The organism is Dokdonella fugitiva (assembly GCF_004342425.1).
In the GTDB taxonomy this organism is placed as follows: domain Bacteria; phylum Pseudomonadota; class Gammaproteobacteria; order Xanthomonadales; family Rhodanobacteraceae; genus Dokdonella_A; species Dokdonella_A fugitiva.
On sequence record NZ_SLWQ01000004.1, the window covers coordinates 73,460 to 89,476 of the forward strand.

The 16,017-nt window shown below is 70.3% G+C and carries 13 protein-coding genes; 7 read left to right on the top strand and 6 right to left on the bottom strand.

The features are described 5' to 3' along the window. Window positions 1-13 precede the first annotated feature (13 nt). The 3 genes from smc to EV148_RS09130 are packed head-to-tail and all read right to left on the bottom strand — an operon-like array spanning window position 14 to window position 4,139. Complete coding sequence (smc, locus tag EV148_RS09120) at window positions 14-3,514, bottom strand: chromosome segregation protein SMC (protein WP_131996901.1); 3,501 nt, start codon at window positions 3,512-3,514, stop codon at window positions 14-16. A 59-nt stretch (window positions 3,515-3,573) separates the two neighbouring features. Then, window positions 3,574-3,843 (bottom strand): BolA family protein, encoded by a 270-nt coding sequence (locus tag EV148_RS09125; protein ID WP_131996904.1) that lies wholly within the window; start codon window positions 3,841-3,843, stop codon window positions 3,574-3,576. Beyond that, complete coding sequence (locus tag EV148_RS09130) at window positions 3,840-4,139, bottom strand: YciI family protein (protein ID WP_131996907.1); 300 nt, start codon at window positions 4,137-4,139, stop codon at window positions 3,840-3,842. Before EV148_RS09130 ends, EV148_RS09125 begins: the two co-directional genes overlap by 4 nt. 352 nt (window positions 4,140-4,491) lie before the next feature. On the opposite strand from EV148_RS09130, the gene EV148_RS09135 reads away from it, so the two are divergent. From EV148_RS09135 to rluB, 3 genes are all read left to right on the top strand, one after another. Then, a complete protein-coding gene (locus EV148_RS09135; RefSeq protein WP_131996910.1) occupies window positions 4,492-5,406 on the top strand; it encodes a segregation and condensation protein A in 915 nt (304 codons plus the stop codon). A 61-nt stretch (window positions 5,407-5,467) separates the two neighbouring features. After that, window positions 5,468-6,235, top strand: coding sequence for an SMC-Scp complex subunit ScpB (scpB, locus tag EV148_RS09140; RefSeq protein WP_131996913.1), 768 nt, complete (start codon window positions 5,468-5,470; stop codon window positions 6,233-6,235). Next, the gene (rluB, locus tag EV148_RS09145) at window positions 6,232-7,815 is read left to right on the top strand and encodes a 23S rRNA pseudouridine(2605) synthase RluB (RefSeq protein WP_131996916.1); all 1,584 of its coding nucleotides are present in this window, start codon (window positions 6,232-6,234) and stop codon (window positions 7,813-7,815) included. The genes scpB and rluB overlap by 4 nt, the downstream gene beginning before the upstream one ends. 435 nt (window positions 7,816-8,250) lie before the next feature. Here rluB and EV148_RS09150 read toward each other — a convergent pair whose 3' ends face one another. Beyond that, a complete protein-coding gene (locus EV148_RS09150) occupies window positions 8,251-8,964 on the bottom strand; it encodes a CsgG/HfaB family protein (protein ID WP_131996919.1) in 714 nt (237 codons plus the stop codon). A gap of 316 nt (window positions 8,965-9,280) precedes the next feature. Next, window positions 9,281-10,741: an NHL repeat-containing protein gene (locus EV148_RS09155; RefSeq protein WP_158287405.1), complete on the bottom strand. Its 1,461-nt coding sequence runs from the start codon at window positions 10,739-10,741 to the stop codon at window positions 9,281-9,283. A gap of 197 nt (window positions 10,742-10,938) precedes the next feature. Here EV148_RS09155 and EV148_RS09160 point away from each other — a divergent pair, with 197 nt between their 5' ends. After that, window positions 10,939-11,526 (top strand): ECF-type sigma factor, encoded by a 588-nt coding sequence (locus tag EV148_RS09160; RefSeq protein ID WP_131996925.1) that lies wholly within the window; start codon window positions 10,939-10,941, stop codon window positions 11,524-11,526. Beyond that, a complete protein-coding gene (locus EV148_RS09165; protein ID WP_131996928.1) occupies window positions 11,523-14,297 on the top strand; it encodes a serine/threonine-protein kinase in 2,775 nt (924 codons plus the stop codon). The genes EV148_RS09160 and EV148_RS09165 overlap by 4 nt, the downstream gene beginning before the upstream one ends. Here EV148_RS09165 and EV148_RS18900 read toward each other — a convergent pair. After that, complete coding sequence (locus EV148_RS18900) at window positions 14,284-14,565, bottom strand: GNAT family N-acetyltransferase (RefSeq protein ID WP_241988044.1); 282 nt, start codon at window positions 14,563-14,565, stop codon at window positions 14,284-14,286. The genes EV148_RS09165 and EV148_RS18900 overlap by 14 nt on opposite strands. 100 nt (window positions 14,566-14,665) lie before the next feature. Here EV148_RS18900 and EV148_RS09175 point away from each other — a divergent pair, with 100 nt between their 5' ends. Then, window positions 14,666-15,481, top strand: coding sequence for a helix-turn-helix domain-containing protein (locus EV148_RS09175; RefSeq protein WP_199222757.1), 816 nt, complete (start codon window positions 14,666-14,668; stop codon window positions 15,479-15,481). A gap of 75 nt (window positions 15,482-15,556) precedes the next feature. After that, window positions 15,557-15,991 carry a VOC family protein gene (locus EV148_RS09180; protein WP_131996937.1) on the top strand — a complete coding sequence of 145 codons (435 nt, stop codon included), beginning with the start codon at window positions 15,557-15,559 and terminating at the stop codon, window positions 15,989-15,991. Window positions 15,992-16,017: the final 26 nt, after the last annotated feature.

The window sequence follows — 16,017 nt, forward strand, 5'->3', positions numbered from 1 at the left end:
CCGGACGGCCCGCTCAGGCCGCGCCCGCGAGTTTAGCCGCTTCGGCGAGATCGACCTGCACGAGGCGCGACACGCCCGGTTCACGCATCGTCACGCCGCACAGCTGCTTCGCCGCTTCCATCGTCGCCTTGTTGTGGGTGACGAAGATGAACTGCACCTGTTCACTCATCTCCGCGACCAGCGACGAGAAGCGGCCGACGTTCGCTTCGTCGAGCGGGGCATCGACCTCGTCGAGCAGGCAGAACGGCGCCGGATTCAGGCGGAAGATCGCGAACACGAGCGAGACCGCGGTCAGCGCCTTCTCGCCGCCCGAAAGCAGCGAGATCGAACTCACGCGCTTGCCCGGCGGACGCGCCATGATCGAGACACCCGTCGACAGCAGGTCCTCGCCGGTGAGTTCGAGGTAGGCGTGACCGCCGCCGAACAGGCGCGGGAAGAGTTCCTGCACGCCGGTGTTGACGCGGTCGAACGTCTCCTTGAAGCGCGCACGCGTCTCCTTGTCGATCTTGCGGATCGCCCCTTCGAGCGTTTCGAGCGCGGTGCCGAGGTCGGTGAGCTGCGCATCGAGGTAGGTCTTGCGCTGCGACTGCTCCTCGTATTCCTGGATCGCGGCCAGATTGACCGGTTCGAGGCGGCGGATCTTCTGTTCGAGCTCGCCGAGTTCGGCCTGCCACTGGGCCGCGTCGGCCTCGCCCGGCAGGGTCGCGATGAGCGCCTCGTAGTCGAAGCCTGCTTCGGCGATCGCGCCCGCGAGCGCCTGCGCGCGAAGGCGGTGTTCCTGCTCGCGCAGGCGCAGTTGCGCCACTTCCTCGCGCTGTTCGGCGAGGCCGGCCTCGAAGCGATGGCGTTCCTGCTCGAGGCGACGCAGTTCGGCTTCCTGTTCCTGCTGCGCCTGCCGCGCCTCGACCATCTGCCGGTCGACCAGCAGGCGCTGGTTGAGGTAGGTCTGGCGCTCCTCCTCGAGCCCGGCGAGCGGGTCGTTGCTCGACGCGAGCTGCATCGCGATCTCGCCGCGGCGCGCCTCGAGCTGGGCGAGCTGGCCATGCATGCGTTGCAGCGACTGCTCCAGCGCGGCCGCGGCCGTGCGTCGCGATTCGGTCGACAGTGCCGCCTGGTGAGCAGCATCGCGCGCCTCGCGCGCGTTCATGCGCGCTTCCTCGCGCGCTTCGAGCAGCTTGCGGCGTTCGCCGTCGAGGGCCTGGCGGCGCTGTTCGAGCTCGCCCATGTGCGCGATCGCGGTCTCCAGGCGACCGCGCGCCTCGCGCGCCTGCTCGCGATCGGCGTCGAGCTTGGCGACGACCTCCTCGAGCTCGCGCGCGACGCGGTCGAGGCGTTCGCGCGCGCTGTCGATGCGGCCGCGCTGGCTCTGCAACTGGCCGCCGACTTCGGCGAGGCGGCGATGCGCGGTGTACAGCTCGCGCTGCGCGTCCTCGCGCGCACGCTCGGCGTCGATGCGCTCGAGCTTGCCGCGCTCGAGGGCATCGCCGTGCGCGTCGATCTCGGCCTCGAGCGCGGCGATGCGCTCGCCGAGTTCGCGGATTTCGCGCTCGCGCGCGAGCACGCCGACCTGGGCACCGGCGCCGCGTTGCACGCGCATCGTGCCGTGGCCGAACCATTCGCCGTCGGCCGTCACGATCGACTCGCCCGCGGCGAGCGTCGGCGCCTGCAGGCGCGCTTCGGCGAGCGAGGCGGCGGTGCGCACGCGTGCGAGCAATGCGCGCGCGGCCGCCGGGCCGCGCACGTGCGCAGCGAGCGTCCCGGCCGCCGCCGCGACACCGTCTTCGCGCGCGGCGAGGAGCGCCACGTCGGCGTCGCGCAGCGCGCCGAGTTCGTCGGCGAGTGCGGCCGGGTCGTCGACGAGCACCGCTTCGAGCCAGCCGTCGAGCACGGTTTCCACCGCGCGCTCCCAGCCCGCATCGACCTGCAGCACTTCGCCGAGGCGGCGCGCCTGGCCGAGGCCGAGGGCGTCGAGCCAGTTCTTCGCCGCGCCGCCCTCGCCGAGCGCGGCGTGCTGCAGCGCTTCCAGCGAGCCGAGGCGGCCGCGCAGCTTCTCGAGTTCGCCGCGCTTGCCGCTCAGCATCGCCTGCGTCGTGCGCTCGAGTTCGAGCGCGGCTTCGGCGGCGTGGCGCCGCTCGTCGAGCGTCGCGGTGAGCGTCTCGACGTGCTCGCGCAGCACCGCGTGCTCGGTGTCGAGTGCTTCGAGCGCCTGGCCGAGTTCGTCCACGTTCGCCGCCGCGCGCTCGGCTTCGAGCGCGGCGCGCCGCTGGTCGGCGGCGAGGCACTGCTTGTCGAGGTAGTCCAGGCGCGTGCGCTCGACTTCGGCCGCCTGCCCGGCCTGCGACGTCGCCAGCGTGTGCTGGTCCCATTGCGCCTGCCATTCGGACAGCTGCAACTCGCTCGTGCGCAATGCTTCGGCGGCCGCTTCGTCGGCGTCGCGCAGGGTTTCCAGCTGCGGCGCGGCGTCGGCGAGCAGTGCGCCGAGCTCCTCGAAGCGCCGGCGGTCGGTCTCGATGTGCTCGGCGAGTTCGGCGTGGGCGCGCTCCGTTTCGTGGCGCGCGCGTTCGAGCTGTTCGGCGAGCTGCTTGCTGTGCTGGATCTGCTGCTCGACGCGCGCGATCTCCGCGCCGACCTTGTACACCTCGGCCTGCACCGCGTTCATGTGCTCGACCGCGACCGCGTGTTTCTCGCGGCCCGTCTCGAGCGCAGCCTCGGTGTGGCGCTGCTCTGCGAGCTGCTGCTCGATCGCGAGTTCGGCCTTGCGCAGCGCGGCCGACTGGCCCTCGACCTCGGCCTGCGCCGCGCGCAGCGAGAGCGCCTTGACCTCGGCTTCCTTCTTCTTCTGCTCTTCCTTGAGCTGCTGCCAGCGCTCGGCGGTCTTCGCCTGCCGCTTGAGGTGTTCGAGCTGCTTGTCGACCTCGTCGCGCACGTCGCGCACGCGGTCGAGGTTCTCGCGCGTGGCCTTGATGCGGCTCTCGGTTTCCTTGCGGCGCTCCTTGTACTTGGAGATGCCGGCGGCTTCCTCGAGGTGGTTGCGCAACTGCTCGGGATCGGCCTCGACGATCTCGCTGATCATGCCCTGCTCGATGATCGAATAGCTGCGCGGTCCGAGGCCGGTGCCGAGGAACAGGTCGGTGATGTCGCGCCGGCGACAGCGCACGCCATTGAGGAAATACTGCGACTGGCCGTCGCGGCTGACCACGCGCTTGACCGAGATCTCGTTGTAGTTCGCGTACTCGCCGACGATGAGTCCGTCGGAATTGTCGAACAGCAGCTCGACCATCGCGCTGCCGACCGGCTTGCGGCCGTTCGATCCGGAGAAGATCACGTCCGTGAGGGCGTCGCCGCGCAGACGGCTCGCCGCGCTCTCGCCCATGACCCAGCGGATCGCGTCGATGATGTTGGACTTGCCGCAGCCGTTCGGGCCGACGACGCCGGTCATGTTGGTCGGCAGGTGCAATGTCGTCGGGTCGACGAACGACTTGAATCCGGCCAGTTTGATCGTAGTCAGACGCATCTAGCGTTCACCTCTGGATCCTTGACGGGCTCCCCGCCCGCGGACATGCATGTGGCCGCTCAGGCTTCGTCCGGCGCGCGCGCGTCGATCGCGAGCGCGTGGATGTCGGTCTGCATGAGTTCGCCGAGCGCGGCGTAGACCGCGCGATGGCGCGCGAGCGGCGCCTGGCCGCGGAACGCCGCGCTGACCACGCGCACGCGGAAATGCCCGCGGCCGTCGCGTGCGCCGGCGTGCCCGGCGTGGCGGTGGCTCTCGTCCTCGACCGCGAGCTCGAACGGCGCGAACGCGGCGGCGAGGCGCTCGCGGATCTGCTCGACGCGCGTGCTCAAGGCGCCACCTTGCGGAACGGGCGCACGCTGACCTCGGCGTAGACGCCGGCCGCGACGTAGGGGTCGGCGTCCGCCCACGCCCGCGCGGCGGCGAGGTCGGCGAATTCGGCGATGATCAGGCTGCCGCTGAAGCCGGCAGGGCCGGGGTCCTCGGCATCGATCGCAGGGAACGGTCCGGCCAGCAGCAGCCGCCCTTCTTCGCGCAGCCGGTTCAGGCGCTCCAGATGGGCCGGACGCACCGAAAGCCGGCGCTCGAGGGAGTCGGGCACGTCGTTGCCGACGATCGCATACCACATGGACGAAGCATCCTGCGCACAAAAGCGTATGGTAGCCGAAGCGTCGCGTGACTCGATGCCGGCGTGCGGCCATCGCGGCATTTGCGCATCGGCGCGTTTCCCCGTAGTCTAGGGGCGAATCGAGAGGGCGGAGTCCCGCGCGCGCCGACGCGGAGCGTTTTTCCAGCCCCACCTCCCGACCTTTTTAGGATGGCCGACCTCCGGATCCCCCGGGACCCGGGCGTCCTCGTTGCAGGCTTGCGTGCCGACGGCGGTTTTCGCCCGCGGACGCATGGCCGCACGCCGTGATCGTTGCACGACCCGCCGCGCCGTGAGGCGCCGGAAGGCGTGGAATCGGGATCATCGATCGAGCATGAACCAGACCGCCGAACAGCCCAGCACAGATCCGCCGGCCAGCACGTTCCCGCAGGTGCCGCAGCAGCAGGAGATCCCGCTGGCGGTGGTGCGTGGCCAGCCCGTGCTCGAAATCCCGCAGGACCTGTACATCCCGCCGGATGCGCTGGAGGTGATCCTCGAGGCGTTCGAGGGCCCGCTCGACCTGCTGCTCTACCTGATCCGCCGGCAGAACCTCGACATCCTCGACATACCGATCGCCGAGATCACGCGCCAGTACGTCGACTACATCGAGATGATGCGCGAGATGAAGCTCGAACTCGCGGCCGAGTACCTCGTCATGGCCGCGATCCTCGCCGAGATCAAATCGCGCCTGCTGCTGCCGCGGCCGCCGGCCGAGGAAGGCGTCGAGGAAGACCCGCGCGCCGAACTCGTGCGGCGCCTGCAGGAGTACGAACGATTCAAGAAGGCGGCCGAGGACATCGACGCGCTGCCGCGGCAGGACCGCGACTTCGTGCCGGCGCACGTCGTCGTCGACGATCGCAACGTGATCCGGCTGCCGCCTCCGGTCGAGTTGCGCGAACTGCTGCTCGCGCTCAAGGACGTCATGAAGCGGGCCGAGCTGTACGGCCACCATGCGATCCAGCGCGAGGCGCTCAACGTGCGCAGCCGCATGAGCGACGTGCTGAACGCGCTCGGCGACGGCGAGTTCCACCGCTTCGAGCAGTTGTTCGACGCGACCGAGGGCCGCCGCGGCGTGGTCGTGACGTTCCTCGCGATGCTCGAACTCGCCAAGGAGCAGCTCATCGAGATCGTGCAGGAAGCCTCGCTCGCGCCGATCTACGTGAAATCGCTCGCGACCGCCGGCGACACGGCGGGTGCCGCGGACGTGGCACAGGCGGACGGCGACGAACCGGCGACCCTCGCATCCTGAGGCCACGCCGACCCCGGCGGTCGAAGGCGACCGCATCCGACAGGCAAACGAATCCCCACTGATGGAACCGCAGCTGATCAAACGCATCATCGAGGCCGCCCTGCTCGCCTCCGCGCAGCCGTTGTCGCTGCCGCAACTGTCGGGCCTGTTCGACGAATTCGAGATGCCTACGCACGAGGACCTGGCCAAGGCGGTCGAAGAGCTCAAGGCCGACGCCGAAGGACGCGGCATCGAACTCGTCGAGGTCGCCTCCGGATTCCGCTACCAGGTGCGCACGGAGGTGCACGCGTACGTCTGCCGCCTGTGGACCGAGCGCCAGACGCGCTATTCGCGCGCATTGCTCGAAACGCTCTCGCTGATCGCCTACCGCCAGCCGATCACGCGCGCGGAAATCGAGCAGATCCGCGGCGTCGCCGTGTCGACCAACATCATCCGCACGCTCGAGGAACGCGAGTGGGTGCGCGTGGTCGGCTACCGCGACCTGCCCGGCAAGCCCGCGCTGTTCGGCACGACCAAGCAGTTCCTCGACTACTTCAACCTGAAGTCGCTCGACGAGTTGCCGCCGCTCGGCGAGATCCGCGACATCGAGGACCTCGACCCGCAACTGGCGCTCGACGAGCCGGGCACGGTCATCGCCGCGCAGGTCACGCTCGACGTCGCGGACGACGCGGTTGCCGCCGGAGAAGACGCGGCCGAACCGCCCGCGGACGATGCATCCACCACCGAAGTCGCCGACGCCGAGCGCGCGAGCGACCCCGCCCCCACCGACGAACGCGAAGCGCCGACCAACGGCGACGCACACGAAGACACCCCGGAATCCATCGCATGACCACCCCCGCCCGCTCCATCCTCAAGCTCAAACGCCCGGCCGAATCCGTCGACGCCCCCGCCGTCGAGGAGCGCCTGCACAAGGTGCTCGCCAATGCCGGACTGGGTTCGCGCCGCATGCTCGAAGCGCGCATCGAAGCCGGCGAGGTGCTGCTCAACGGCGGCGTCGCGACGCTCGGCCAGAGCGTGCGCAGCGGCGATCGCGTCGAAATGGACGGCAAGCGCTTCGTCGTCGTCGCCGACAACGCCGAGCACGCGCAGGTGCTGCTGTACAACAAGCCCGACGGCGTGGTCGCCACGCGCGACGATCCCGAGGGGCGCCCGACCGTGTTCGAGCAGTTGCCGCAGCTCAAGGGCGCGCGCTGGATCGCGGTCGGCCGGCTCGACATCAACACGACCGGCCTGCTGCTGCTGACCACCGACGGCGACCTCGCCAATACGCTCATGCATCCGCGCTCGGAGATCGAGCGCGAATACATCTGCCGCGTGCATGGCGAAGTCCCCGACGAAGTGCTCGAGCGCCTGCGCACCGGCATCGAACTCGAGGACGGCCCCGCCCATTTCGACGAGATCGGCGTGATCAGCCGCGGCGCGAGCCACTCCTGGTTCCGCGTCGTGCTGCGCGAAGGCCGCAACCGCGAAGTGCGCCGGATGTGGGAGTCGCAGGGCCTCATGGTCAGCCGCCTCAAGCGCATCCGCTACGGCAACATCGAACTGCCGCGCGGCCTGCTGCGTGGCCAGTCGACCGAACTGGACGCCGCACAGGTCGCGGCGCTGCGCGAGCGCTGCGGCGTCGGCACACCGGAACCGCGGCTCACGCTGGCGCCGGTCATCGGCCAGCGCCGTGCTGCCCCGACCGAGTTCCGGCCGATGCCGAAGGCGCAGCAGGCGTGGACGGGCGCGCGTTCCGACGAGGCACGCGAGTTCGCCGCGTTCGATCGCATCCGCGATGACGGCTGGCGTGGCGCCGCGGCGAAACCACGCAAGGCGCGTGGTGCCGGTCGCAAGGCGCGTCCGGGTGCGCAGGATCCACAGGCGCAGGGGCAGCGTCCCGCGCGCGGACAGCGACAGGGGCAGCGCCCGGGCCAGGGACCACGTCAGGGCCAAGGCCAGCGTCAGGGACAGCGCCAAGGCCAGGGCCAGGGACGCCGCGGCCAAGGCCAGCCGCAAGGCCACGATGCCTCGCGCTCGACGCCATGGGCAGCCGAGCCCGGCCTCAGCCCGGCGGTGCTGCGCAGCTGGTTCCCGGAAGCGCAGCCCGGACGCAAGCGCCGTGGTGCGCGCCCCGGCATGGAGCAGCCGTACCATTCCGGCCAGTTCCATCCGCAGGGGCGTGACGATCGCCACGGCAACCGTGCGGCACCGCAGAACCCGGGACGTGGCCCACGCCCGCAGCGCAGCGGTTCACCGGGCAACTCCGTCCACGACCTTCCCTACGGTCATCCCGACTCGCGCCCGCAGCACGGTCCGCGCCGCGGCGGTGGCTCGCCGGGCAACTCGGTGCATGACGCGGGCAACCGCGCCCCCGGCGGCAATCGCGGCCGCGGCGGCCGCGGCCGTGGTGGTCCGCGCTCGCGCTGAGGCGCGGGGCTGTCTGACACAAGGCCCGTGTGGGTGCTTGCGCTCGCCTTGGCGGCGCGCCGTCAAATGGCGTCGTCCCCGCCGCGAAAGCGGGACAAGCGCGAAGCGCGCAGAACGTCCGAAGGGCGGCTCCGAAGGAGCGAGCGCAGCGCTTGGCACCAAAAGCACGATGATTCCCCGCTTTTGCGGGGAATGACATCTGTTTGCTGCGTGCCGCCCGCCTGCTCATGCGTGGCGCCTGCGCGCGTGTTCGTTTCCGTATGCCGTCGCTTGCCTCGCCGCGAGCGGGCCGTCTCTTGCCCGACAACGTCATCCCCGTGAAAGCGGGAATCCATCGTGCCCTTGCCCCTGATGTCCAAGGCAATGGAGCGGTGCCGGATTCCAAAGAAAAAGGCGGGCCGAAGCCCGCCTTTTTCCATTCCGCAAGGCAATCCGTCAGTCGAGCTTGAGCGACTTGCGGTTGCTGTCGCGGCGCTTCTGTTCCTTGGCGTTGAACTCCGACTCGCAGCTGCCGCGCTTGACCATCACGCAATCGAGGTAGTCGCTGATTTCCACCAGCGCGGCGCCGATCGCCTTGCCCGCCGGCGTGTTCTGCTCGTGGCCGAGGTTGCCGCCGAAGCCGCCGCGATACACGCCGACCGCGACGCCGCCGCCGGAGCTGCGGCCTTCGATCGCACGCGAGAAATCGACTTCACCAGTGGTCGCATTGACCACGCGCACGTCGATGCGGATGTACGCCTCGGACTTCTTGCCGCCGAGCGAAATGCCCTTGAAGCTCAGGCCGCCACCCGTGCTCGCGGTATTCTCTTCATACGCGGTGACGGTGCCGAACACGAGGTAGTCCGCACCGGTGACCTGACCCATCTTGGCGCCCGTGCCGGACCGCACGCGGCCGGAGGCGGCGAGGTTCTGTTCCTCGAGCACCTTCTCGAGCTTGGAGCGTTCGACGACGCGGAAGTCGCCGGTGCTCGACAGCTCGTTCGACAGCATGCCCGACAACTCCCAGCCCACGCCGCCGCGCCACCAGCCCGCGCCCGACTCGTTCTTGAACTCGGCGACGCCGATCGCCGGCTTGTTGGCCGCGAACGCGGCGCCGCTGGCGACGACGCCGGCCAGCGAAAACAGGACCGCACAAAACGACTTGCTCATCTCTCTCACTCCCATGGATGGAACCCCGATGCCCCCGTTCAGCAGGCCGCCCAGAGACAGGCATGGGCCGCCGGCCTCGACTGCCGGCTACCCGCGTCGCCGTAACGATTGGAGACATTCTAGCAAACGGTTTTCGTCGCCACCTCGGACATGTTCGGCGGTCCGGGGCGGAACTGGTTCACGCGCCAGGCGTGACGCAGGCGATGCGCCGCGCGCGGAAAAGGCCATCCCGGGGACTGCGCGGCGGGGAGAACGCGCAGGCGGGATGGCCGGGGAAAACCGCGACGCTGCCGCGCCTGGCGCGGCGGCCGGCGACTCAGAAGCCCGGTGGGGCGTCGAAGCCGTTGGCGAAGATCCGGTCCGGATCGCCGAGCAGGCGCAGCAGGGCGAAGTCGCGCGGCGCGACGTTCGGCTGCGAGGTGTAGCCGCCGGCGAGGATGTTGCCGGAAACCTCGACCGCGACCGCATACGCGCCATCCTCGACCGTCGAGACCTGGGCCACCTTGAGTCCCTGCTCGCCGAACGTGGTATCGACGCTGCCGTCGGCGTTCCAGCGGCCGACGAGGAAGTCCTGGTGTGCCGCGCCGGTCGCGCGGTTCGTCGCCGAGCCCGCGGCAACGATCCTGCCGTTGCCCTGCAGTGCGAGTGCCATCGGGATGTCCTCGTCGGAGATGCCGCTGAACTTGATCAGCGAGCGGCCGTTCTGGCCGAACGTCGTGTCGAGCGAACCGTTCGCGTTGAAGCGCATGACCGCCATGCCGCGATCGCTGCCTTCGCCGACGACGACGATACGACCGTCCCGGGTCAGGCGTGCCGCCGAGAGCATCGACAGGCCCGTGGACACGCCGCCGCTGGTCGCCGCCTGCAACGTGACGCGACCGGTCGTGTTGAACGTCGTGTCGACCGCGCCATCGGCGGTGAGGCGGGCGAGGAATGCGGTGTTGCGGCCGAACGTGTAGCCACCGACGACGATGCGATTGTCGGCAGGCAGGTTGCCGGCCTGGTCGAGCGCGATCGTGGTCAGCGTGTCGCCGGCCGCGCCGAAGAACGGCGCAAGGACGATATGGCCCTGCCCGCCCGCGAACGTCGTGTCCGGCACGCCGTCGGCGGTGAAGCGCGCGACCGCGACCTGGCCGTACCAGAACCCGTCGTGGAACACGCGCGTGATGCCGGCGAGGACGATCTTGCCGTTTCGCTGCACCGCCATCGCGTAGGCCTCGTCGTGCACCTGCGGGCCGCCGATGTCGAGGCGCACGTAACCCTTGCGCGCGCTGCCGGCGTCGGCTTCGCCGAACGTCGTGTCGAGCGAGCCATCCGGCCGCAGCTTGATCAAGCCGTAGTCCGCGTGCGCGGCGGTCGACAGCGTGCCGGCGACGAGCACGCTGCCGTCGGACAGCACGCGCACCGCGCGCCCTTCGTCCGGCGCGGAATCCACGTCGAGCTGGAACAGGCCGCCGCTGCCGAAGCTGTCGTCCAACGCGCCGTTCGGCAGGTAGCGCGCGACCGCGACGTTCTCGCTGCCGCCATTGCCCGTCACGTTGGAGCCGGTCACCTTGCCGGTCACGACGAAGCGGCCATCACGCATCGGTGCGACAGCATGGATTTGCTCGTCGGTGCCGAAGAAGTCGTTGGTGACGTAGCCGCCGAGGCCGAAGCCGGTGTCGATATCACCAGGATGGGCAGCGAACGCGGCGCCGGTGCCGCATGCGAATGCGAGCAGGGTCGCGCCGAGGCGACGCGAAAACGCGCCGAGCCGTGCGTGTCGTACGGCACCCATGCCACCAGGGTGGCGTCGGTGCAAGGACGGATCGTTCTGGAACCGGTTGCGAGTACACTTCATCTTTCATCTCCCGTTTCGGATTCAGTGGCCGTTGCCGGCCGGCGTTTCGCCGGACCGCGGCGGCGTTCACCGGATCAGTACGGGAGGGCGGAAGATTTCCTATCATCGGCCGCAGGCGACGTGCGGAAAGACGCATGAACGAACCCTACGCAGCGAACGACGGGCAGGATCAGCAGGCTGTCACGCGCCTGCTGCACGCGTGGAACGGCGGCGACGCGTCCGCCGCCGAACGCCTCACCGAACTCGTCTATGCGCAGGTGCGCGCGATCGCCGGCAAGCACCTGCGCCAGTTCGGCGGGCGCATGACCCTGCAACCGACCGAACTCGCGCATGAACTGTTCCTGCGCCTCATGAACGCGGACGTCGCCTGGCAGGATCGCCGCCACTTCTACGGCGTGGTCAGCGTCGCGATGCGGCGCATCCTCGTCGATGCCGCGCGTTCGCGCGGCGCCGAGCGGCGCGGTGGTGGCGAGATCCACGTCACGCTGTCCGCCGCCGACGACGCACCCGGCCAGCACGACGAGGGCGAAGCGTTCGCGCTCGAGGAGGCGCTCGCCGCGCTGCGCGAGCTGGACGCGCGCAAGTGCGAGGTGGTCGAACTCAACTACCTGCTCGGCCTCAAGCGCGAGGAGATCGCCGAGGTGATCGGCGTGTCGGTGCCCACGGTCGACCGCGAACTGCGCTTCGCCCGCGCCTGGCTCAAGCAGAAGCTCGCCGCATGAGCGACGCGCGCTGGGAACGCCTGCAGGTGCTGTTCGAAGGCCTGCTCGAGCGGCCGCCCGCGTCGCGCGAAGCATGGCTGGCCGAAGTGGAGCCCGATCCCGACCTGCGCGCCGAGGCGCTCGCGCTCGTCGCCGCCGAGGATGGTGGCGAGGACGGCATCACGCGCCAGCTGCGCGAGGCCGCCGCGCGCGTGGGGACGACCACCCCCACGAGCGGTCGCCAGCTCGGACCGTACCGCCTGATCGGTGAAATCGGCAGTGGCGGCATGGGAACCGTGTTCCTCGCCGAGCGCGTCGACCAGCACTTCGACCAGCGCGTCGCGATCAAGCTGCTGCGCGGCTTGCCCACGCGCGAATCGACCGAGCGCATGCGCCGCGAGCGGCAGATTCTCGCCGACCTCAGCCATCCGCACATCGCGCGCCTGCTCGACGGCGGCACCACCGCCGACGGCCAGCCCTACCTCGTGATGGAGTACGTCGACGGCGTGCCGCTGCACGAGTTCTGCCGCTCGCGTGACCTGCCCCTGCGCGATCGCCTGCAGCTCCTGCTGAAGATCTGCAGTGCGGTGCAGTACGCGCACCAGCGCCTGGTCATCCATCGCGACCTCAAGCCGGCCAACGTGCTCGTGCGCGGCGACGGCGAACCGGTGCTGCTCGACTTCGGCATCGCCAAGCTCCTCGGCGAGACCGGCGGCACCGCGCAGCAGACCGGCCTGCCGTGGTTCACGCCCGCCTATGCGAGCCCCGAGCAGCGCAAGGGCCAGCCGGTGAGCACGGCGACCGACGTGCACGGGCTCGGGCTGCTGCTCTACGAGACGATCAGCGACAGCGTGCCGACGCGCGACGACGGCGGTCGCCTGCCGCCGCCGAGCCGCATCGCGAGGCGCCGCCTGCCGCCGGAACTGGATCTCATCGTCGCCAAGGCGACGCACGTCGAGCCGGAACGTCGCTACGTGTCGGCCTCGGCGCTCGCCGACGACATCACGCGCTTCCTGCGCGGGCGGCCCGTGCATGCGGCTCCGGATCGACTGCACTACCGCCTCGCCAAGTTCGTCGGCCGGCACCGGTTCGCCAGCGCGGCCTGCGTCGTCGCGATCGCGCTCGCCGGATGGTTCACCTGGCGCCTCGCCAACGAGCGCGATCGCGCGCTGCGCGCCGAAGCGCTCGCGCAGCAGCAGTCGGCGACCGCGAACAGCGTGGTCGACTACCTCGTCGCGCTGTTCCGCTCCGCCTCGCCCGAGGAGGCCGGCACGCGCCCGATCGCGCCGCGCGACCTCGTCGATCGTGGCCGGCGCGAGATCGACACGCGCCTCGCCGATGCGCCGCAGCAGCGCGCGCGCCTGCTCGGCGCGCTCGGCAAGATCTACCTCGAGCTCGGCCTGCCGGACGACGCCGCCGACAGCCTGGGGCGCGCCGCCGAGCTCGAGCGCACGCACGGCACGCCGCGCCAGCGCGCGACCTACCTGTCCGAGCAGGGCTTCGCGATGAACCTCGCCGAACGGCCCGCGGCGGCCGGGCCCGTGCTGCGCGAAGCGCTCGCGGCGCTCGGCACGGTCGCGCCGGAGGACCGCAAGCTCGCCGCCGACATCCTTTCCACGCTGGGGCTTTCGCAAGCCCGCAACGGCGATGCGACCGCGGGCATCGCGAGCGCGCAGCGCGCGCTCGATTACGCCGCCGCGGCCGAAGGCGCCGACAGCGTCCGCTATGCCCAGTGCCTCTACGCGCTCGCCGAGGCGGAGATGCGCAACGGCCGCCTGGACGACGCCGAACGCGACGCGCGGCGCAGCATCGAGACGATGCGCAAGCGCCTGCCCGACGACGCCGACGAGGTGATCCAGGCCAAGGGCTTCCTCACCGAGGTGTACGAGCAGCAGGGCCGCTACGCCGACGGTGAGCGGCTGCTGCGCGAGATGCTGGAGACGCGCCTGCGCACCCTCGATCCGGGCAGCGCCTGGGCGGTGACCGCGCGCAACAACCTCGCGCAGGCGATCCAGCTGCAGGGCCGCATCGTGGAGGCGACCGCATTGCTGCAGCAGAACGTCGACCTGATGCGCGCCAACCACCACGAGCGCACGCCGTCGTACACGATCGGGCTCAACAACCTCGCCAGCCTGCTCGAGCAGGCGGGCGACTATCCGACCTCGCTGGCGATGTTCCGCGAGGTGCTCGACAACGCGCTCAAGCAGTCGGTGGACGCCGAAGATCCCCGCCTGCCGATCTACCGCCAGAACCTCGGCCGCAGCCTCATGCTCAACGGCAAGCTCGATGCCGCGCGCGTCATGCTCGACATGCCGGTGGAAGGCAATGCGGACTCGCTGGACCTGCGCGTCGAACGCGCGCGCCGCCTCGCCCATCTCGGCGACTGGATGCGCCGCAGCCATCGCTACGACGAGGCGATGGCCTACCTGGACCAGTCCTCGGCCGCATTCGCCGAGTTGTATCCGCCCACGCACGCGCGGCAAGGCGCGATCGCCCGGCTGCGTGGGCTCGTGCTGCGCGATCGCGGGCGGCTCGGCGAAGCCGAGTCGCAACTGCGCCGCGCGGTCGAGATCCTCTCCGCGAGTGCCGGTGCGCACGCGAACTCGACGATCGACGCGCAACTGCAACTCGCCGACGTGCTCGTCGCGCGTGGCAACCGCGAGGAAGCGCGCGCGCTTTACGATGCGGTCGGGCCGCTGCTCCCCACGCGCTTCGTGGAAGGCTCCCCGACGCGTCGCCTGCAGGCCGAACTCGGCCGCAAGCTCGGCACGACGCTCGCTACCTCGGGCTGAGCAGGTCGGCGTACTCGGGGTGGCGCTGGATCCACACCGCCGCGTACGAGCATGCGGGGACCACGCGCCAGCCTTCGCGCCGCGCGGTATCGAACGCCTCGGTCATGAGCGCTGCCGCGATGCCGCGGCCACCCACCTGCGACGGCACCCCGGTATGGGTGATCGTCATCACGCCGTCGCGCAGCGCATATTCCAGCACGCACTGGACACCGTCGACGACGACCTCGAAGCGGCTTTGCGCCGCGTTGTGCGCGATGTACACTGGCAGATCCTCGCGGCGATGCGCGCGATGCGCGGAAGCGCCAAGATACGTGTTTTCGCGTCGCCGCGCGCGGTGTACGCTCCACGGCGCACCGCGGAGAACCCGCTTGGCCTTCGTCACCCTCGTCCCGCCGCCGCCCCTCCACCCGTCGGTCCAGCGCCTGTGGGACTGGCGCGTGGAGCCGGGTGAGTTGCGCTTCGAACGCATCCTGCCGCAGCCGGGGTCGTCGCTGATCGTCAACCTGCTAGAGGACGAAACGCGCGTTTACGCCGACGACGGCGTGCAACGCTGCGAGCGGCTCGCCGGAGTGGCGTACAGCGGCCAGTTCACGCGCAGTTTCGTCATCGACACGCACGAGCAGGTCGCCGTGATGGGCGTCGCCTTCGCCCCGGGCGGTGCGCGCGCGCTGCTGCGCGAAGACATGGGCGTGCTTGGCAACCGCCATCTGGGCCTCGACGACCTCCTCGGCTCCGCCGCGGGGCTGCTGCGCGAGCGCCTGCTGCACGAAGACGACGCGCAGGGGCGCCTCGCCGTCCTCGGCCGCTGGTTGCTGCGTCGATGCACCGGCGCCACGCTGCATCCCGCGGTATGCCAGGCGCTCGCCGTCATCGGGCGCGCGCCGAGCCTGCCGCTCGTCGACCGTCTCGCGGCGGATTGCGGCATCTCGACGCGACGACTGGCTGCCTTGTTCCAGCAGCAGGTCGGCGTCGGCACCAAGCAATACGTGCGGCTGCAGCGCTTCCGCCGTGTCGTCGACGGCGTGCAGCGACATGGCGTGGTCGACTGGGCGCGCGTCGCCGCCGACTGCGGCTTCCACGACCAACCCCATCTCGCGCGCGAGTTCCGCGCATTCTCGGGCATGACGCCGACCGCCTACGTCGCGCGCCGTGGCTCCTACGTGAACCACGTGGCGATCGGCTGACGCATCCGAAATCTACAAGACGCGCGCGAACGCGATCGCTACCCTGCCCGCCTCGCCACATGAGGGACGCCACCGATGAACACGCTTGCCGCGAACACGACGTCGACGATCATCCCGAGCCTGCGCTACCGCGACGCGCACGCCGCGATCGAATGGCTCTGCCGCGCATTCGGTTTCGAGAAGCACGCCGTGCATGCCGAGGGCGACGTGGTCCATCACGCCCAGCTCGTGTTCGGCAACGGCATGATCATGCTCGGTTCGGTCGCGAACCGCAGCGCCTGGGGCGGGCACATCGCCCAGCCCGACGAGATCGGCGGGCGCGAAACGCAGTGCCCGTGCGTGATCGTCGCCGACTGCGAAGCGCACTACGCGCACGCCAAGGCCGCCGGCGCGGTCATCGTCGACGAACTCGAGCACAAGGATTACGGCGGCTCCGGCTACTCCTGCCGCGACCCCGAAGGCCACCTCTGGTGGTTCGGCAGCTACGACCCGTGGAAAGCCGGGAATTGAAGGCGCGCGAAGAGCCCCCGGGAGAC